This window comes from Sphingomonas sp. OTU376 (assembly GCF_038440415.1).
In the GTDB taxonomy this organism is placed as follows: Bacteria; Pseudomonadota; Alphaproteobacteria; order Sphingomonadales; family Sphingomonadaceae; genus Sphingomonas; species Sphingomonas kyeonggiensis_A.
Genome location: NZ_JASATQ010000020.1, coordinates 40,794 through 59,699 on the forward strand (window position 1 = coordinate 40,794; position 18,906 = coordinate 59,699).

Sequence of the window (18,906 nt, forward strand, 5' to 3'; positions counted from 1 at the left end):
ATATTGAACAGTGTCTATTTACTTGTAAAGGGGGCGCAACGAATTGCCTCGAGCACGCGGGCATGGACGGTGTCGAGCGGATCGGTTTCGCCGAGCAGCGCGAAGGTGCCGTTGAGCGTGAAGAAGCAATGGCCGTGCACCGTTGCCAGCAGCGATCGCGTCAGAGCGTCCGCTTCGTCCCGGCGCTCGGCCGGCAGCGCGGCGGCGATCTCGTCGCGCACGATCCCGGTGAGCGAACGGATATGGTCGCGATAATATTCGGGTGCTTCGACATCGTCGGGCAGCCGGTGATCGTATAGCGCCGTCCAGGCATGGCGGTGCAGGATGGCGAACTCGAAATAGGCCTCCACCAGCACCCGCAGCCGGTTACCGGTCGCAGCAGCCAGGCGCGCCTCGACATGCGCCTGCCACTGCGCCAGCGTGCGCGCATTGATCGCCACGATCAGCATGTCGTGGCTGCCGAACACATTGTAGACCGTGCCGATCGAGTAGCCGATCCGCTTCGCCACCTCGCGCGCGGAGAACCGCGCAAAGCCGACTTCTGAAATCTGACGATGCCCCTCGTGGACTATCATGGTCCGGAGCTCGTCCCGGGTATGATCGGACCGGCGTGCCACCGGGCCAACCTGCCCCTGAACTTTACACTGTTCAATAGATTTGCGCGCAGGAGCAGATCCGGCGACCGCCCAGCCTGTCGCTGCACTGCCCTCGGCTGGCGCGGCGCCCTCCCTTCGGCCTCGTGCCAGAAGAGACCGTGAAGATCGGGCGATCGCCCTTCATTCTCTATCCCAGCCTCAAGCGCCTGTTTGAACGATCGCCACGATGAGCGCGGCGATCGAGGTTCTCACCGGTGCCGGCGAGACGGGAGGCTGTGAACTACCGTCACGTCCAGGGATGAGCCGGTGCCGGGAACCATTCAATCGCGATGCCACAAGGCGTTCAACAAGAGGCTGAACGCAGGCGAAGGTTGCCGCCGGCTGGGATAATAGAGGTAATAGCCGTCGAACGGCTCACACCAATCCTCCAGGACGCGGAGAAGCCTCCCCTCCGCGACATGGCTGGTCACATGATCTTCAAGGAGGAAGGCAATCCCGTGGCCGGCGAGCGCGGCGGTCATGATGAGGTCGACATCGTTGAACACGAACTGACCCTCGACCTTGACCCTGAGTTCCTTGCCATCCCGCTCGAACTCCCACACGTACAGGGCCCGGGACCCAGGCAGGCGTAGGTTGATGCAGCTGTGGGCGGCAAGGTCATAGGGCGTCCCGGGTATTCCGCGCTCAGCGAAATAGGACGGCGCGCCAAACGCGGCCATGCGCAGCTTCGGGCTGATCGGGACCGCGATCATGTCCTGCTCGAGCCTTTCGCCAAGCCGGACGCCGGCATCGAACCGCTCGGCGACGATGTCGACGAGCCCGCCTTCGATACTCACCTCCACATTGATGTCGGGATTCTCGGTGGTCAGCCTATCGATGACCGGCCACAATACCGCGCGCGCGGCATGAGATCCCGCCGTGATGCGCACCGTGCCTGCCGGACGATCGCGAAGCTCGGTCAGGGCGGCGAGCTTGTCGTCGATATCGTCCAGCGCGGGGCGAAGCGTCTCGATCAGCCGCTCGCCTGCCTCGGTCGGCGCGACGCTGCGCGTCGTTCGGGTGAGCAGACGCAGCCCCAGGCTCGCCTCCAGGCGTCGCATAGAATGGCTGAGTGCCGACTGCGAGATGCCGAGCTTGGCGGCTGCCTTGGTGAAACTGCGGTCTTCCGCGACGGCCAGGAACATCGCCAGGCTGCCCAGTTCTTCACGCCGCATGTCTCGTCGCCCGTAAGTCAGGTTTCATGACACCGAGTCATAGACCCAAGCGATTTGCCCTGTCTAATCCGTAGAACCGGTTCGGGTTACATAGCTCCCATCGCGACAAGCAGCCGCCGCCGTCGAGCGCAGTACGGGTGCTATGCCGCTCCCATGGGCAATTGGTCCGTCGCTGACCGATTGAGGAGAAGACATGACCAGCACTCCCCCGAACGTGACGCTGAACAACGGCGTCGAGATGCCTATCCTGGGTTTTGGCGTCTTCCAGGTGCCCGATCCCGCCGAATGCGAGCGCAGCGTGCCCGATGCGATCGATGTTGGCTATCGGCTGCTCGATACCGCGACGTCCTACGGGAACGAGGAAGCGGTTGGCGCAGCGATCCGAAACCACGGCATCGACCGCCAAGCGTTGTTCGTCACGACCAAACTCTGGATCGAGGACGCGAGCTATGAGGGCGCCAAGGCGGCATTGGAACGCTCCCTCAATAAGCTGCAGCTCGATTATCTCGACCTCTGGCTGATCCACCAGCCCTATGGCGACGTCTATGGCGCCTGGCGCGCGATGGAGGAGATGCACAAGGCTGGACGCGTCCGGGCAATCGGCGTCAGCAACTTCTATCCCGACCGGCTGCTCGACTTCGTGCTTCACAACGAAATCACGCCCGCGGTGAACCAGATCGAGATCCATCCCTTTCACCAGCAGGCCGATGCGCAGGCGCTGCTCCGCGAATATGGGGTTCAGCCAGAGGCCTGGGGACCGTTCGCGGAAGGCAAGAACGGCCTTTTCAGCAACGAGGTTCTCCAGGCGATCGGCGATAAGCACGGCAAGAGCATCGCGCAGGTGGTGCTGCACTGGCTGATCCAGCGCGGCATCGTCGCGATCCCCAAATCGGTACGCAAGGAGCGCATGGCCGAGAACTTCGCGATCTTCGACTTCGCGTTCGATGCCGAGGACATCGCCCGCATCGGTGCGCTCGACCAGAAGGCGAGCAGCTTCTTCGACCACCGCGATCCCGCGATGGTGAAGTGGCTCGGCACGCGCAAGCTCTGAGTCCGCTTAGCTCCATCGCTCCGATCCTCGGGGCGTGACACGCACATCGCCACGAACCGCCCGCCAACTCGAAGGGAATTGCTCGTGAACTTCTGGAAAGGGTCTCTCGCTATCCTGCTTCTGGGGTGCGGCACCAACGCGCCGGCCGGTGCAAGCCCAGCCGCGAATGGCCCGGCCGAGCCGTTGGTCATCCAGCAGCAGGGCAGCTTTGCAGTCGGCGAGACGGTATCACAGGCGCCCGGGACCTTCGTGAACAACGCCCCGACCACCCAGGGCCAAAGCTTCCATGGCGATCACCTCTACGCCTTCTACCAGGTCCCGGTGCGGCGGCGTGCCTTGCCGATCGTCATGTTGCACGGCGCCTATGTATCGGGCCGAAGCTGGGAGACGACGCCCGACGGCCGGGAGGGTTTCCAGACGATCTTCCTGCGCCGACGCTTCCCCGTCTATCTGGTCGACCAACCTCGGCGCGGTCGCGCCGGCGCCAGTATGGTCGCAACGGCCATCGAGCCGACGCCTAACGATCAGCTCTTTTTCGATCAGTTCCGTTTCGGTGCTTGGCCGAACTACTTCGACGGCGTGCAGGCCGCGCGCGGCCCCGAAGCAATGGATCAGTTCTTCCGATCGCTGACGCCAAACACTGGCCCATATGATGCTCAGGTGATTGCGAGGGCCATGGCGGCACTCTTCGACAGGACAGGCCCAGCAATATTGTTCTCGCATTCGCAGGGCGGCGAGCCAGGCTGGCTAACGGCGATCAAGAGCGCGAACGTCAAGGCTGTCGTTGCAATCGAGCCGGGAAGCGGGTTCGTCTTCCCGAAATCGGAACTGCCGCCCGAAATGCCCAGTGTGGCCGGCACGCTCAAGCCGCAGGCCGTCTCAGCTGAAGATTTCGCGAAGCTCACGCGCATCCCGATCGTGATCTATTACGGGGACAATATCCCGACCTCGCCGACCGCTGAGCGCGGGCGTGACAACTGGCGCGTCCGTCTCGCGATGGCGAAGCTCTGGGTCGCGGCGATAAACCGGCACGGCGGCGATGCGCGGGTAGTACACCTCCCGGAGATCGGCATCCGCGGCAACACGCACTTCATGATGTCGGACCTGAACAATGTTCAGATCGCGGACCAGATCTCGCGATTCCTGGCCGAGAAGAAGCTGGATCGAGAGGACTGAGACCATGGCCAACCCAACAATCGATCAGAGCAGGCGCAGATTCCTTGAGGTGTCCGCGCTCGTCCTCGCCTCAGCCTCGACAGGAGTGCCCTTCATGCACGACGCATCCGCTGAACCCGCGGCCCAGCCACTCGACTACCGCGATAACCCCTTTTCCCTCGTCTATGCCGGCGCGCTGACCGGGAACGAACCCGGCAAGGTCAACATCCACCCCGTCAAATATGAGCATCTCGGACGGGAGATCGCCGCAAACGTCTACACGCCGGCGGGCTACGATCCGCGCCGTACCTATGCCGCGATCGTCGTCGCGCATCCGAATGGCGGCGTGAAGGAGCAGGTCGCGGGTCTCTATGCGCAGCGTCTGGCCGAGCAAGGCTATGTCACGATCACGATGGATGCCGCCTTCCAGGGCGCGAGCAGCGGCGCGCCGCGCAACACCGACAAGCCGCAATATCGCACCGAGGACATCCATGGCGCGGCCGATTTCATCACCCGCTACCCTGGCGTCGATGCCGAGCGGATCGGCCTGCTCGGGATCTGCGGCGGCGGCGGCTACTCGCTGGCGGCAGCCAAGGTCGACAAGCGCTTCAAGTCCGTCGCGACGATCAGCATGTTCAATTCTGGGCGCGTGCGCCGCAATGGCTTCCAGGACTCGCAACTGGCCACGATCCAGCAGCGACTGCGCCAGGCGTCGAACGCGCGCGCCCGGGAAGCGGCGGGCGGCAAGTCTCAATATATCGGCGGAGGTGCTCCACTGACCGATGCCCAGATCGCGGCACTTCCTTTCGAGATGTACCGCGAGGGTGCGGTCTATTACGAGCGGACCCATGGGCATCCCAATTCGGGCGCCTATCCGAATTCCGGCGGCACCTATACGGTTAGCAGCCTGATGGACCTTATGCGGTGGGATGCCACTGACCAGATCGAGCTCATCGACCAACCATTGCTGATGATCGCCGGCAGCAGGGCCGACAGCGCCTATATGACCGACGACGCCTTCGCAAAGGCAACCGGCACCGCCTCAAAGGAGCTGTTTCTGATCGAGGGTGCCACGCACATCGAGACATATTGGGTCCCGCGATATGTCGATGCCGCCATGGGCAAGCTCACGCCTTTCTTCGACACCAGTCTTGCAAGCGATGTGGACTCCCAGGGGCGCCAGGCATGAAGTTCAGCACCACAATCAGGCTCGCGACAGCGGGCGCGAGCCTTCTTCTGACCGGGACACTATCGGCGATGGCGCACGCGCAAACCAGCGGCGAGGCGGCCGACAAGCAGCCGTCTCGCGCCCAGCAGTTGATGGGTGACATTGCCCCCAAGCTGGCCGAGCTGACCGATAACGTTCTCCTCGGCGACGTGTGGGAGCGCCCCGGTCTCGCGAAACGGGATCGCAGCCTTATCACGGTTGCCGCGCTCATCGCGCTCAACCGCCCCGACCAGTTGCGCTCGCACATGCAGCTCGCGCGTCGGAACGGAGTCACGGAGACTGAAATGGTGGAGGCGATCACACAACTCGCCTTCTATGCGGGCTGGCCCAACGCAATCACCGCCGTCGGCATCGCGCGTGAAGTTTTCAACGCAGAATGAGGTGGGCGACATGCACATTCATCGCCCTCGGGCTGACCTCGCTCTCGGCATTGGCAATGGCCGGAACGAATGATCCGAACCAGGAAAGCGTCTCGGTCATCCGGGCGGGCTCTGGTCCTTCAAGCGAGGGATCGCCCGATAACTTCACCGGCAGGGTTCGGGTTCAGGGACGCTTCCAGCGGGAGTCTCCGGCGCGCGTTGGCGGAGCGACCGTCATGTTCGAACCGAGCGCACGGACTGCCTGGCACACCCACCCACTAGGGCAGACGCTGATCGTCCTCCAAGGACATGGTTTCGTACAGGAATGGCAGCATTCCGCGCGGGCTATCGGCCCCGGAGACGTGATCTGGATTCCGCCGGGGACAAAGCACTGGCACGGCGCCTCGGCGGCCGAGCCCATGACTCACGTTGCCATCGCCGAAACCAGGAGCAATCGCTCGGTCACTTGGATGGAAAAGGTCAGTGACACTCAATATGCCGACGCCGTGAGTCTGGGCAACGGAGCACCATGAGTTTCCAGCAACGGCGCCTTTGCAATTGACGGACGACCATCGCAATCGCTCGTCGGCACACGGCACCCCAGGTCCGGAAGTCTATGTTCCGACTATAGTCGCCAGTAAACCGCTTCCGGGGCCTTCAGATGTCAAAGTCCGCAATGACCGCCGCCTGCTGGTTGAAGGCCGCGGAAAGCCACCGATGATCCCGCAGATTGGGAATCCCACCAGCATCAAAGCCAGATGGGCGGAACCATGCCTGCAGACTATTGGGCGAGCTCAAGGGTCTGCCCCTCCTTTATCAGTTGCCCGCGAAGTTTCGCGTAATCGATGTCCTGCACCGGCAACCGGTCGTCGATCGCGATCGAGGCAGCGACCGATGCGGACTGGCCCAGGATCATGAAGACCGGCTCCATCCGGATCGATCCATAAGCGATATGCGACGCCGATAGTGCCACAGGTACGAGCAGATTCGTGACCTCGCTCCTGCGCGGGACGATCGCGTCATAGCTTATCGGATAGGCCCGGCCGGGGCTCACCTCGATATTGCCTTCGTTGCGGACGAAGCCGTGCATATCGACGATCCGCTGCACATTGTGCGAGTCCATGTTGTAGGAGCCCATCCCGATCGGTCGCGGCGTCGGGCGGGTACCTCGCAGGTGGGGCTCCGCCATCACGAAGTCGGACACCATGCGGCGCGCCTCGCGCACGTACATTTCCCGGGGCCAGTGGCCATTGCGCGCGAACTCGTCCTTGCAGAGGCCCCATTTCGACATCTCCGCACGCGTCTCCGCCGGTACTCCGGGATCATTCGCCATGAACCAGAGCAGCCCCTGCTGATAGACCCTGTGCTCGCGCGCGATCTCGCGTCGCTCGGCGTCACTGCCCTCGGGATAGCCATAGTTCATCCCGATATTGTCGAAGGAGAAGGCGCCGAAGTTGTTCGTGTCGGTCTTGCCATTCGGGATCCGGTCGAACTTGCGGAAGAAGTCGCGGTAACCCGCATCCATATAGCGCTTGAGGAGCGCATACTGGCCGGCGTCATAGCCCTGGGGCCTGGAAAAGGGCACCCGATTGGCCGGCACGTCGGTGAGGCACATCCGGTAGGTGTAAGCCTGGATCCTGGCGTCGGCTGTCCCGTCAGGCGCCGGGCTCTCAGCGCTGATCCGCGGCAGCAACCCGCTCGAGCGATCACCGGCAACCCGGTAGGGATCTATGTCGAGCGTGAACTGGTGGTTGGTCGTGTTCTTCAACTGCACGCCATTCAGCGTCTCGCCATAGGTCGCATTGGCTTCCCGGCCGACCGCGAACCGGACACCGGCACCTGCCATCAGGTCTCCTTCATAGGTGGCGTCGATGAAGACCTTGCCTTCGAACCTCTGCCCCGTCCTCGAACGGAAAGCGACGATGCGCCGGTTCGCGACCTGGACTCCCAGCCTGGAGCGATCGAGCGGCTGGTTGCGGACGATCGTCACTCCCGTCGCACGCGCCCAATCCTCGTAGATCCGCTCGCCGACCCTGGGTTCGAACTGCCACATCGCCTCTCCATCGACGAAATTCTCGGCGCGAACCGGCCTGGGCGCGTGCACCCACATCTTTGGGTCGTCATAATAGCGCTTCACCTTGCGATAGAATTCGAGTGACAGGCCGCCGATCGCGCGATGATTGCCGGTATCCGACCATCCCAGACCATTGGTGGACATGCCCCCGAGATAGTCTTCGCGACATACCAGCAGGACGGATCGCCCCAGGCGCCGCGCTTCGATGGCGGCGATCACACCTCCCGAAGTGCAGCCATAGATGACTATGTCAGCGCGATTTGGCGCAGCCATCGCATTCGGTACGCCCGTACCCAAGGTGACAGGGACGATACAGGCGACTGCCAAGGCGCGGCAGAGCGTGCGCTCGATCATGTTTTCCCTTTCGTCTCTGCTCAGAAGCTCGCGGCCAGGCCGAAGAAGATGCGGCGGTCCTCACGCGCGGAGAAGGTCAGCCGATCGGGCTCGCCCAGATATTGGGAGTCGATTTCCTTGGTAAGATTGATCCCCTCGAGCGTCAGACGCAGGTTGGGAGTAAGATTGACCTGCACCGACGCATCCAGCTGCCCGCGCCCGTTGACATAGTTGTTGCCGCCACTCGCCGCGCCGCCGACGCTGTTCAGATACTCGCTGCGATAGGTATAGGCCGCCCGCACCGAGAAGGTCTTGTCCTCGAAATAGCCGATCAGCGTGAAGCTGTCGCGGGAGAGCCCCGGAAGCGGCAGGCGCGCGCCGGTAATCGCGTCCCGGAGCGGTGTGCGGCTGTCGACATAGGTATAGTTGGCTTGGACACCGAGACCGTTGAAGGGCGCGGGCAGGAAGCGCAGGGCCTGTTGATAGGCGAGTTCGAACCCCTTGATGCTGCCATCTTCGCCATTCTGGGGCTGCGAGATATCGAACAGCCCGAAACGCTCCGAGAAGCCGGGCACGAACTCGCGGCTGACCGTGTTGACAGTGAAAGAATCGACCTTCTTGTAGAAAACCGCGCCGGTCAGCGAACTCGCCTGCGCAAAGTACCATTCCAGCGTCGCATCGGCCTGCATGGCCTCGAACGGCCGCAGGCCCGGATTGCCGCGTGATCCGGTCATCGAGACGGTATTGGGAACGAAGCTGGCGCTGACCTGATTGAGGCTGGGTCGCGATACCACCTTGGCGGCGGCTAGCCTCAGGGTAAGATCCTTGTTGAAGTTGACCGCCAGATTGGCGCTCGGCAGCCAGTAGCCGAAATCCGATTTGATGACGTTAGTCTGGGTCGCCGACAGATAGCCCAGCGTGGAGCGTGCAGTCTCGATGTATCGGACGCCGGCGTTGCCGGTATAGTCGATAGCGCCCAGCGCACCCTCGAAATTCGCCTTCACATAGGCGCCGAGCGTCTCCTGCGTCACATCCTTGATCGAGGTCGGCCCCACCGTGATGCTGGTGTCATAGGGATTGGGGGCCGCCAGCCCCAGCCCTTCACGGGCGGCCTGCTTGTCGAGCTCGCCACCAAGCAGATCGCGCGGGAAGTTTCCGGCGACGCCCGGAAAGAACGCGCCATAGTCTTTGCCATAGCTCAGGCCCGGAAGCTCATCGACAGTCAGGATGCCGTCGCCGTTGCGATCCCCCCTGCTCAACAGGCTCGCGGCCACGGGCAGGTTTTGCGGGTCGGCCGCGAGCAGTTCGACGCGCTCGTAGCGCATGCCCGTCTCGACCGAGGCAAGGATGCCCCACTCCGTCTTGTACTTCCAGTCGAGACGCGCGTCATAGCCCCTGTTGTCGGTGACGGCGTCATAGTCGAAGATCGACAGCAGCTGATACTGCGCGGGATCGTTCGGGTTGAAGTTGGCCGATATCGACAGGTCCGGCACGGCATTGCCGCCGCGAAAGTCATAGCTGGCATTCGCCACGTTCCCGGCGCGCGGAACCACAACATAGGCGAAGGACGCGCCCGGACCACCATCGCTGCCCTTGCCGCGGCTGTAGGACATGTCGAGGGTGACGCGTGCCCGATCATTTTCCCATTTCACCGATCCGCCGAGTAGCGTCGATTTCAGGTCGGTCGGTTCGTCATAGATCAGCGGGCGGACGGTCACGCCGGTGAAGGTGCCCGCAACCACGGTGCCCTTTTCGTTCACCGTGGCGGCCGTGTCATTATTGTTGAACAGCACCTGGTAGTTGACGCTGTTCCGCCGACGCTTGAGGTGATTGTAGGTGGCGTCGAGGATGACTTCCAGTTCGTCCGTCGGCCGCCACTGCGCGGTGCCATTGAGCGTCAGCCTTTTCTCGGTGCGGTCGAATACGCGCGCCATGAAACGGTTCGGCCGAAAGAGCCCGGGATCGTCGATGCCGTCGCCATTGCCGTCGATGGCGCCGGTCTGGGTCCAGCCGCCACTGTCGAAGGTGTAACCCAGTGTCTTGGTGTCTGAATAAGCGACGCTGGCAAGCAGGCCGAACCGGTCACCGAGCCTGGTGGAGACCAGAGCCGACCCGCGATAGCCGACATGGTCGGCCTGGTCGGCATAGGCGCCCTGAAGTCTTCCCGCGACGACAAGATCGGCTAGTTCCAGTGGCCGCTTGGTCCGCAGGTTGACTGTCGCGCCGAGGGCGCCCTCCGGCATATCCGCGGTCGGCGATTTCACGACGACGATCGAGGAGAGGATTTCGGGGCTGATCGTCTCCAGCGCCGCGTTGCCGCCATTGCCCGGACCGATGAAATTGCGGCCGTTGATTTCCAGCCGGTTCTGCGAAATGCCGCGGATCGTGAAGGTGGAGCCATCGCCTTCGCGCCGGCTGATCTGCACGCCAGTGACGCGGCTCAGCGATTCTGCGACATTCTGGTCGGGTAGCTTGCCGATGTCCTGCGCGGTGATAACGTCGACGATGCTGTCGGCACGGCGCTTCACATTGATCGACTGCTGCAGCGACCCACGAATTCCGGTTACAACGATTGCCTGTTCGGGTGCATCCGGCGATGCCTCGACCTGGGAGCTCTCCCCGGAAGGCGAACTAGCGCCTGCGGCCTGTCCGTTTCCCACGCGCACGATTGCGATCGCGCCAGCCTCGCCATTCCGGCTGCCGAACCCCGTGCCGCGCAGCAACGCAGCCAGAGCATCTTCGGAAGAGGCAGCACCTCGAAATCCGGCGCTGTTCAAGCCGGCGACGTCCTCGACACGGTAGATCACCGGCCTGCCCGATTGTCGTGCGAATGCGTCCAGAGCAGCCTTCAGGGTGCCTGGCCGGATGTCGAAGTTTCGCTGTTGCGCCTGAGCCGGCGCCGCAATCGCGAACATGCAGGTGCTGGCGGCAAGCGCCGCAGCGAGGCTGGTGGACCTCATCCTCTTCCCCTTTTGTGCGGGTGCTCCATAGCCGCCCGTCTCCAGGGATTAGGACAATCAACGATCGGCCGGCTGTAATGCAGTTTTCTGAATTTTGATTTCCACGTCCGTTTCCGCGATTTCGAGCCCATAGGCATCGCGGAGCAACCGTGCGAACGCGCGCGGCTCCGACGCCGGGAAAGTGCCGCCGATACGGATGTTCGCGGCGGCCGGATCGGCGATGACGATCTTCTTGCGATTATAGCGGTTGAACTCGAGGGCAATGTCGCCAAGCCGTTCGTGATCGAAGCCCAGCATGCCTTCGCGCCAGGCCAGAGCCTGATCCAGGCGTTCCGGTGATGCTGCAGTCACCAGCGTTGCCGCACCATCGCTGAGCGCAACGCCGCCGGCGGTAACTATCGCCGAGCGAGCCGCGCTGGCATGTTCCGCAGTATCGACGCGCACACGCCCCTCGCGCACCCAGACCACCACCTTGCCACCAACCCGCCGGACTGAAAATTTGGTACCCAGCACGGTGATTTCACGGGACCCGGCGTGCACCACGAACGGCAGCCCATCACGGTGCGCCACTTCGAAAAATGCCTCGCCCTTATCCAGCCACACCGCACGGCCGCCGCCGCCCACCGCGGTCCTGACCCGGGTATCGGTATTCAGTTCGACGCGGCTGCCATCGGCGAGCCCGACCAGTCGGTGGCCGCCCACATCCGTCGTGAAGGTAGCGGCAGCTACGCTGCCGGTTTCGGCGTTTCTCCGATGTCCGTCATGAACGACCACGCCTATGATCGCGACCAGCGAGGCAGCGAGGCCAATCAAGCCGCTCAAGACCCGGGGCTTTATCCGAAAAGCGTGTCCACGCTTAGCCGCCACCGCAGGACTGCCATCTCGAAGTGCAGCAATGCGATCGGCCTGTCTCCAGCTGTGCTCGAGGCGCCAATAGGCCGCCTTGTTCAGGTCGGATTCCTCGAGCCACGCATCTAGTGCCGCCTGGTCTGTATCGGACCAACCCTGCTGCTCGCGCGCGAGAATCCAGCGGGCGGCGCGGTCTCTGGCTGAACCGGCGTCGCTCACGACTCGCCCCTCTTCGCCCGTTGCGCCGGATATCTGCGCCTGACGATCTTGCCCGCGCCCCCAAGCATGTGGTCGGCCAGCGCTTTCATCCCCATCGCAAGCTGGTGATTGACCGCATCCTTTCCGATCCCGAGCCGTTGCGACGTTTCAGCGACGTCGAGCCCTTCGACCTTGCGCAGCAGCACGATCTCCCTGACGCGCGGCGACAGTTTCTCAATGCCTGCCTGCACTCTGCGCAGTGCGTCACGCGCATGCAACTGACGCTCTGCTTCGAATATGTCGATCTCCGGCGCAATGGTCTCGAGGTCTGCCACAAGCTCGAACGAAACGATGCGGGCGCGCTTTGCACGGTTGATCAGGTGATTGCGCGCGACGGTGAACAGAAACCCCGCCGTATTGTGTGGAATAGCATTCCGGGCGCCGGTGATTGCAAGCTCGTAGACGTCATGCATCAGATCGGTCGCATCGTCCGTGCTAGGCCAGTTTCTTTTTATGAAGCGCAGCAGCGCCCCTTCAAGGGGAAGCACCTCCTCACAGAACCAGGTTCGGACCGCCTTATCCCTGTCCAATTGCTCAATCCGATCGTTGCCACGGATCGCGGCAGCTCTGCTGACCTCAGACAATCCTGGCGAGCGGAACTGTAACTCAAAAAACGTATGCCGATGACATTCGGGCAAATCGGACACGCGGACATGCTGCAGGCCGCCGCAGATGAAGTGCGGCAGGAACGTCATGAATTCCGACCGCACCGTCTCTTACGATTTAACCATCACTCAAGGGCGCCTCGACGGCCTCCGGGCGATCCGCGAAGAGGTCAGCAATTTCGATGGCAATACAGGGACGCAATGCGGCCTCGACAACAGCGTTTACGCGGCGCTCCTGCCGCTTTGCAGCGATACTCCTGCGAACGCCAGGCGTGAACAGGGTGATGAGAACGGCATCGTTGCAGAACCGCAATTCCTTGGCACAGATTGCCGCCGCAGTCGCCGCAGCGGCGGCAATCGATCCAATGGCAATCAGAATCCGTACCGGATACCGACGCGCCCGCCGCCTCCGCGACGGCCAGACCCAAAAGCTCCTTCCGCCTGGATAAATCCGCTGAGCGGCCCAGCGCCGCGAATGCTGGCTCCGATCGACGTCCGAAGCTGATCAGGCAGTGCTGGTCCGGTGATCGCGTCGCTGGCAGCGCTACTGAACAGCGTCGCGGCACTCTTACCAGCAAACTCGTGCACATAGTGCACACCGCCATAGAAGGTCGCCGACGTCGAGCCGAGATGGGCCGCGCCACCCAGCCGCACGCCAAAGGTGCCGCGCACGCTGTTCAGACTGTCGAGCGACACCGTCTGGCCTAGTGCGGTGATGTCGTCGAGGCTGGTGTGCGACCAGGACAGCCGGGCCGAGGGCTCGACAAAGAAGACCCCCTTACCGAAGCGGGCACCCACCTCCGCCTGGGCGCCGACGCTACGTCCGGAGACGTCGTCGCTATAGCCCAGCGACCGATCGACGACTTTGAGCGAATGGAAGGCCACGCTCACCGATCCATTGGCGAAGAACCGGCCGCTCGACAGACGCCCATAGCCGCCAAGGTCGAAGCTGTCGGCAGTGGCATGGGCCGCGCTGCCCGAGAAATTGACCTTCGAGTTGATATAGCCGCCGGCAATGCCGAAGCCCGGCCGCCCGGCATTGCCGCCGCCAAAGTCGTAGCCGATCCGGGCTTCCACCTCGTCCTGCCGGTATCCGACTGCTGTATCGCTGCCGTTGATAGAGCGGGTCTGGCGGATACGCTCGGAGCCGCCGCCGAAAATGCCCCAGAGCGCGCCGGGCTGGGCCGTGCCCCCATCCCGGACGCCGGCGAGATGCGTCGCGACGGTGTCGGTGCCACGGTTCCATGCATTGGCCAGCGCCTCGTTCAGCCTGGCCAGGCGGTAGACCGGCGTGCCCGCTGCATTGCGCAACAGGAACTTCCCGCTCGCGGCGTCGAAGCCGAGATCGTAATGGACCAGGCCAATGTCGCTGACTGCCAGGGTGAAGGCATTGGCCGAGGAACCCGCGCCGGCCTGGATCAGCGCGATGGGTGCCTGACCGGTCAGGACGGCGTTGGCATTGCCAACATCTGCGAGGAGCACGGCGGTGGAGCCGGTCGCAGCGCCTCCGATGACGAGCCGATCGGCCGTGCCGTTGCCGACATCGAGTGCAACGCGGGCACCGTTCGAGCCGACATAGTCCTTCGGGAGGGTGAACGTGTCCCCGGCATGGCCGTTCGACAGATCGATCGTGCCGCCGGCATTCTCGAACCGCTCGAGCCCGAGCAAGGTCACGCTTGCGGCAGGCGCACCCGCTGCGCCGATGCGGACGGTGCCCTGATTGACGAAGCGGTCATTGCCGGTACCGAAATCACTGTCCGCGGTAGCGAGGAACAGGCCGGTATTGGTCAGCAGATCATCGCCGTCGCCGAGCAGCAGGCGACCCTTGATCGTGCCACTGTTGGCGATCGTCGCGGTGCCCGCGTCGACGCGCAGCGCATAGCCGTTGCCGCCTTCGAGCAGCCCGGCATTGGTCAGCGTGAAGCGGTGCATCGGATCTGCGGCCGCCCGCAGGCCCTGCTCCTCGCCGTCGCCCGGCTCGGCGGGCGGCACATAGGTCTGCGCGCTGACGACGACGCCGTTGACGCCCGAAACGCTACCGCCGGCGGCGATCGTCAGGGATATGTTGTTGCCGGTGGCAGTGATCGCGTCCCCCTGCGACCTGGTCGCGCCACGGACGGTGATCCCGACATCGCCGCTAGCCATCGCGTCGATCGCGGTGCCGGTCGTGCTGACCGCGCCACTGGAGACTGTCAGGTTCCCGCCGATCGCGCTCGCGGCGATGCCAATGCTGCCGGCGCCGGTGAGCGTGATGCGGTCGACCTGGATCGAGGTGTCACCGTCATAGCTGGTGACCACGGCACCGATATTGCCGTCACCCGAGCCGGTGATCGTGCCGGCCTTCAGCACCGCGTCTCCGCCGGCGGCGAGGATATCGACTGCCCGTGAGTCTGCTCCCGCGACGATGACGGTCTGGACGGTGACCGATGAATTCAGACCGCCCGCGCGGATCGCATCGGTAGCGTCGCCGCGCGTCTCTACGCTGCCCGCCTCGACACTGACATTCGCATAGGGCGAAAGGGCGAAGATGCCGGTGGCACCGACGCCGGTGGTCTTGAGGCTGTCGATGATGACGCGGACATCGTCATAGACGCTGGCAGCATAGACGCCGCGGGCATCGGTGCCTGTGGTGGTGATGGTGCCGGCATCGATAGTGATCGCGCCCGCGCCCACCGCATAGACGGCATCCGAGCGGTTGCCCGTCGTGGCGATCGATTCCGCCTTGATCGAGATGCTGCGATCGACGTCGGAATAGATGTCCATCGGGATCGAGCGGGCGATGATCCCCTCGGAATCGTCGCCGGTGGTCTTCACCGTACCGGCTTCGATCGTGGTCCAGCCGTCCATGGCGGCGGTGACGATGGCCGGCGCGTGAATCCCGGCGGTGCTGACCGCGTCGGCCTTTATCGCGATGTTGCCGAAATTGGCCTGGGCGTCGATGCCCGCGCCACCGCGCCCGGACGTCTCGACGCTGCCTGCATCGATGAAGATCGTGCCGCTATAGGTGCTGGCGAGGATCCCCTCCGCCCAGGTTGAGTGCCGGCCGCCGCCGAGATCGCCCGAGGTGATGACCTTGTCGACATTGACCCGGACGTCACCGAGCGAGCCGCTCGCCGAGATGCCGCGCGCACCGCCGCCGGTGGTGATCACCGTGGTGGCATTGATGACCACCGCGTCCCCGCCGTTGAGCGCGATGCCCGATGCCGCAATCCCCTCGCTGTGTTCGCCCGCCGTGGTGATCGTGCCAGTTACGTCGATGCTCGCCATCCCGCCGCCCGAAAGCGCCAGGGCACCGACCGCATAGTCGCCGCGCGTCTCCACCGATCCCACCGTGATATGGGCGGTCTCGCCCTCGGCGAAGCTGTAGGCGCCGATGCCGGTACCCTTACCGCCGAGGGTGGATACGGTTCCCGCCTGGACGTCCACCGAGCCGGCCACGCTGTATGCGACGATGCCCTGGCTGCCATAGCCGCTCACCTGCACCGAATGGGCATCGACCGAGACGTCGCCGATCGACAGTGCCCCGATGCCGATTGAATAGTCGCGGCGCGTCTTCACGTCGCCGGTCTTCACCGTGACCGAGCCCTCGCTGTAGTTGATCGCGTACACGCCGTGCGAATTCTCGCCGCTGGTCGCGACGTTGCCGGTGGTGACCGTGATGTCGCCGCCGAAGCTCACCGCGTGCACGCCCTGCGACCCCGTGCCCAGCGTCGTCACGTTGCCGGTCTGCACCGAGACATCGCCATTGCCGCCGGCATAGATGCCGAACGAGGCCGGGCCGCGGGTATCGACGGACCCGACATCGACGTGGACCGCGCCGCTTTCGGAATAGTTGAGCGCGACGATGCCGTCCGAAAAGGCGCCCGACGTCGAGACCGAGCCTGCGCTGACGCTGATCGTCGGCGTGACCTCGTCGTCGCTGTAAACCAGGTTGCTGCGCGCGAAGATGCCGGTGGCATAGTCGCCATTGGTGCGCACACCGCCCGAGATAGCGATATCGACCGCGGTGCCGATCGCGGTCACCGCCGTCGCATCGGCCTCCGTGCCGTAGCCGCCGCCCGAAGTGCCGACCGATTCCGCATGCACGGTGGTAGTGCCCGACGCATAGGCGACGATGCCACGTGCCGAGCCGCCCCAGGCATAGGCCGCGCCGGTCTCGATCGTGGTGTTGCCGTGACTGGTCGCCGCATAGATCGCATCGGCGCCGAGACCGTAAGTGGAGACCACTCCGGTGTGGATCGCGATGTCGCCATCGGGCGTGTTCGCCCGGACGCCGAACGCCGCCTCGCCCGAGGTGCTGACCTGGTCGGCGGTGATGCTGATGCTGCCACCATTACCGGCATCGGCAATGATACCCTCGGCGCGATAGCCGCTGGTGGTGACCGTGCCGGCTTCCACGGTCACGTCGCCCGCGGCCGTGACCGCACGCACGCCGGTGCTGCGCCAGCCCGCGGTCTGCACGGTCGAGCCCGCGGCGGACACCGTGATCGCACCGCCGCCGGTGGATACGCTGATGCCGGCGGTCTCGTCATCCACGGTCGAGATCACGGTCTCCGGCGGCACGACGACAGTGAGATCCTGGGGCGGCAGCGCAGTGAGATCGTAGCGGACGCCGGTCGGATGCGCGTCGTCGGCGGGCGCACACTGAACGGTACCAGCGACCACCGGGCCGCATTGCTGGTCCGCCTGGGCAAGCGCCGGGCTGCTGGCGAGCAGCGCGGCGAGGGCGCCGGCGCTGGCTCCCCAGAGAATGCGCTTCGACGGAGAGGATTTCGGCATGCGAGCCTGCGGAGCGGCGGCACGAACCATAAGGGGCATCGGGATCTCCAGCATGGACGCCGGGGCGTCAGGTTACGATCCTGTGACGCCGTGTCGCCGAACGAGCCTTGCGCCCGGCAACCTTCGAAAAGCCAAAAATTACGGAATGCAAAAAAATGTCGCGCAAGGGCGATTTGGCGCAAGGTTACAGCGCCGTGACGGCGTCTTTCAAAATAGTGACAATCGCGCGGGTGCGACGTGCCCGCAGGCTTGGGGACGCGACAAATGACCAAGGCGGCGCAAGAAGCGGCAGGGAATATGGCACCGGCGAGCACGGGAGCCGCGAGCGCGCCGGACGCGGCACCCCCCGCGCCTGCGCCGGGAACATCGCAGATCAGCGTATCGCGCGGGCTCGGCGCCTGGCTGGCGACGCACCGCACCAGCCTGGCCTTCTCGTCCTATCAGACCGGGCAGCTGTTCCTGGTCGGGCGACAGCCGAACGGCACCGTCTCGTTCAACCAGCAGAATTTCAGCCGCGCGATGGGCCTGTCCTGGTCGAACGGCCGACTCTATCTCGGATCGCTCTGCCAGGTATGGCGGCTGGAGAACATGCTGCGCCCCGGCGAGCGCGGCAACGAGACCTTCGACATGGTGCTGGTGCCGCGCAATGCCCAGACGACGGGCGACATCGACATCCACGAGCTCGGCGTGGACAGCGATGGGCGCGTTATCTTCGTGAACACCAAATATAGCTGCCTGTGTACCCCGGACCTGACCCACAGTTTCAAGCCGATCTGGAAACCGCCCTTCATCTCGAAGCTGGCGCCGGAGGACCGCTGCCACCTGAATGGCATGGCGATGGCGGATGGCCGCCCCGCCTATGCGACCGCGGTCAGCCGATCGGACGTGCTGACCGGCTGGCGAGAGCGTCGGCACGAAGGCGGCGTGATCGTCGAAGTCCAGACCGGCCGGATCGTCACCGACCAGCTTTCGATGCCGCATTCCCCCCGAGTGGTGGACGGCCGGCTCTATGCGCTGGACAGCGGCCGCGGCCAGATCATCGAAGTCGATCCGCGGACCGGCGAAAAACGCGACATCGCCTTCTGCCCGGGCTTCCTGCGCGGGATGACGATCCATGACGGCCATGCGATCGTGACCGTTTCCAAACCTCGCGACGGGACGTTCAAGCACCTCTCGCTCGACGGCGAACTCAAGGCGCGCGACGCGGAAGCATGGTGCGGGCTGCTGATCGTCGACCTGGCCACCGGCAATCTGGTCGAGTGGATTCGTCTGGAGGGCCATATCACCGAGCTGTTCGACGTGACGGCGATGCCGGGCGTCGCCTGCCCGATGGCGGTGGGCCCCGACACCCCCGAAATGCGCGGCACGATCAGCTTCGACGCCACGCTGCTGGACAGCGCCCCGCTCTCGCAAGCCGCGTGAGCGGCGGGGCTGGGCCGGGCCGG

The 18,906-nt window shown here is 64.2% G+C and carries 13 protein-coding genes; 6 read left to right on the forward strand and 7 right to left on the reverse strand.

The features are described 5' to 3' along the window. Positions 1-14 precede the first annotated feature (14 nt). Entirely contained in the window at positions 15-575 is a 561-nt protein-coding gene (locus tag AAHM44_RS10710) for a TetR/AcrR family transcriptional regulator (RefSeq protein WP_342249965.1), read from the reverse strand. A gap of 341 nt (positions 576-916) precedes the next feature. Continuing rightward, positions 917-1,810, reverse strand: coding sequence for a LysR family transcriptional regulator (locus AAHM44_RS10715; protein ID WP_269574173.1), 894 nt, complete (start codon positions 1,808-1,810; stop codon positions 917-919). Positions 1,811-2,003: 193 nt separating this feature from the next. Between AAHM44_RS10715 and AAHM44_RS10720 the strand changes: the two genes are divergently transcribed. From AAHM44_RS10720 to AAHM44_RS10740, 5 genes are all read left to right on the forward strand, one after another. Continuing rightward, complete coding sequence (locus AAHM44_RS10720) at positions 2,004-2,861, forward strand: aldo/keto reductase (protein WP_342249966.1); 858 nt, start codon at positions 2,004-2,006, stop codon at positions 2,859-2,861. Between the two features lie 84 nt (positions 2,862-2,945). Continuing rightward, complete coding sequence (locus AAHM44_RS10725; RefSeq protein ID WP_342249967.1) at positions 2,946-4,037, forward strand: alpha/beta hydrolase; 1,092 nt, start codon at positions 2,946-2,948, stop codon at positions 4,035-4,037. Between the two features lie 94 nt (positions 4,038-4,131). Continuing rightward, positions 4,132-5,205, forward strand: a complete 1,074-nt coding sequence (locus AAHM44_RS10730; RefSeq protein WP_342249968.1) for an alpha/beta hydrolase — start codon at positions 4,132-4,134, stop codon at positions 5,203-5,205. Continuing rightward, positions 5,202-5,624 (forward strand): carboxymuconolactone decarboxylase family protein, encoded by a 423-nt coding sequence (locus AAHM44_RS10735; protein WP_342249969.1) that lies wholly within the window; start codon positions 5,202-5,204, stop codon positions 5,622-5,624. Before AAHM44_RS10730 ends, AAHM44_RS10735 begins: the two co-directional genes overlap by 4 nt. A 56-nt stretch (positions 5,625-5,680) precedes the next feature. Next, complete coding sequence (locus AAHM44_RS10740; RefSeq protein ID WP_342249970.1) at positions 5,681-6,136, forward strand: (R)-mandelonitrile lyase; 456 nt, start codon at positions 5,681-5,683, stop codon at positions 6,134-6,136. 248 nt (positions 6,137-6,384) lie between these two features. Here the strand turns inward: AAHM44_RS10740 and AAHM44_RS10745 are convergent, their stop codons facing one another. From AAHM44_RS10745 to AAHM44_RS10765, 5 genes are all read right to left on the reverse strand, one after another. After that, positions 6,385-8,031 (reverse strand): FAD-dependent oxidoreductase, encoded by a 1,647-nt coding sequence (locus tag AAHM44_RS10745; protein WP_342249971.1) that lies wholly within the window; start codon positions 8,029-8,031, stop codon positions 6,385-6,387. A gap of 20 nt (positions 8,032-8,051) precedes the next feature. After that, positions 8,052-10,970, reverse strand: coding sequence for a TonB-dependent receptor (locus AAHM44_RS10750; RefSeq protein WP_342249972.1), 2,919 nt, complete (start codon positions 10,968-10,970; stop codon positions 8,052-8,054). A gap of 57 nt (positions 10,971-11,027) precedes the next feature. Then, positions 11,028-12,038, reverse strand: a complete 1,011-nt coding sequence (locus AAHM44_RS10755) for a FecR family protein (RefSeq protein WP_269574166.1) — start codon at positions 12,036-12,038, stop codon at positions 11,028-11,030. Beyond that, complete coding sequence (locus AAHM44_RS10760; RefSeq protein WP_269574165.1) at positions 12,035-12,772, reverse strand: RNA polymerase sigma factor; 738 nt, start codon at positions 12,770-12,772, stop codon at positions 12,035-12,037. The genes AAHM44_RS10755 and AAHM44_RS10760 overlap by 4 nt, the downstream gene beginning before the upstream one ends. Positions 12,773-13,054: 282 nt before the next feature. Next, positions 13,055-17,461 carry a beta strand repeat-containing protein gene (locus AAHM44_RS10765; RefSeq protein ID WP_342249973.1) on the reverse strand — a complete coding sequence of 1,469 codons (4,407 nt, stop codon included), beginning with the start codon at positions 17,459-17,461 and terminating at the stop codon, positions 13,055-13,057. A gap of 264 nt (positions 17,462-17,725) precedes the next feature. Between AAHM44_RS10765 and AAHM44_RS10770 the strand changes: the two genes are divergently transcribed. Continuing rightward, positions 17,726-18,883, forward strand: a complete 1,158-nt coding sequence (locus AAHM44_RS10770) for a TIGR03032 family protein (RefSeq protein ID WP_342249974.1) — start codon at positions 17,726-17,728, stop codon at positions 18,881-18,883. Positions 18,884-18,906: the final 23 nt, after the last annotated feature.

Bases quoted from the DNA above. Each gene is read 5' to 3' on its own strand.
- AAHM44_RS10710 (WP_342249965.1), bottom strand. From the start codon at position 575: ATGATAGTCCACGAGGGGCATCGTCAGATTTCAGAAGTCGGCTTTGCG.
- AAHM44_RS10715 (WP_269574173.1), bottom strand. From the start codon at position 1,810: ATGCGGCGTGAAGAACTGGGCAGCCTGGCGATGTTCCTGGCCGTCGCG.
- AAHM44_RS10720 (WP_342249966.1), top strand. From the start codon at position 2,004: ATGACCAGCACTCCCCCGAACGTGACGCTGAACAACGGCGTCGAGATG.
- AAHM44_RS10730 (WP_342249968.1), top strand. From the start codon at position 4,132: ATGCACGACGCATCCGCTGAACCCGCGGCCCAGCCACTCGACTACCGC.
- AAHM44_RS10735 (WP_342249969.1), top strand. From the start codon at position 5,202: ATGAAGTTCAGCACCACAATCAGGCTCGCGACAGCGGGCGCGAGCCTT.
- AAHM44_RS10740 (WP_342249970.1), top strand. From the start codon at position 5,681: ATGGCCGGAACGAATGATCCGAACCAGGAAAGCGTCTCGGTCATCCGG.
- AAHM44_RS10745 (WP_342249971.1), bottom strand. From the start codon at position 8,031: ATGATCGAGCGCACGCTCTGCCGCGCCTTGGCAGTCGCCTGTATCGTC.
- AAHM44_RS10750 (WP_342249972.1), bottom strand. From the start codon at position 10,970: ATGAGGTCCACCAGCCTCGCTGCGGCGCTTGCCGCCAGCACCTGCATG.
- AAHM44_RS10760 (WP_269574165.1), bottom strand. From the start codon at position 12,772: ATGACGTTCCTGCCGCACTTCATCTGCGGCGGCCTGCAGCATGTCCGC.
- AAHM44_RS10765 (WP_342249973.1), bottom strand. From the start codon at position 17,461: ATGCCGAAATCCTCTCCGTCGAAGCGCATTCTCTGGGGAGCCAGCGCC.
- AAHM44_RS10770 (WP_342249974.1), top strand. From the start codon at position 17,726: ATGACCAAGGCGGCGCAAGAAGCGGCAGGGAATATGGCACCGGCGAGC.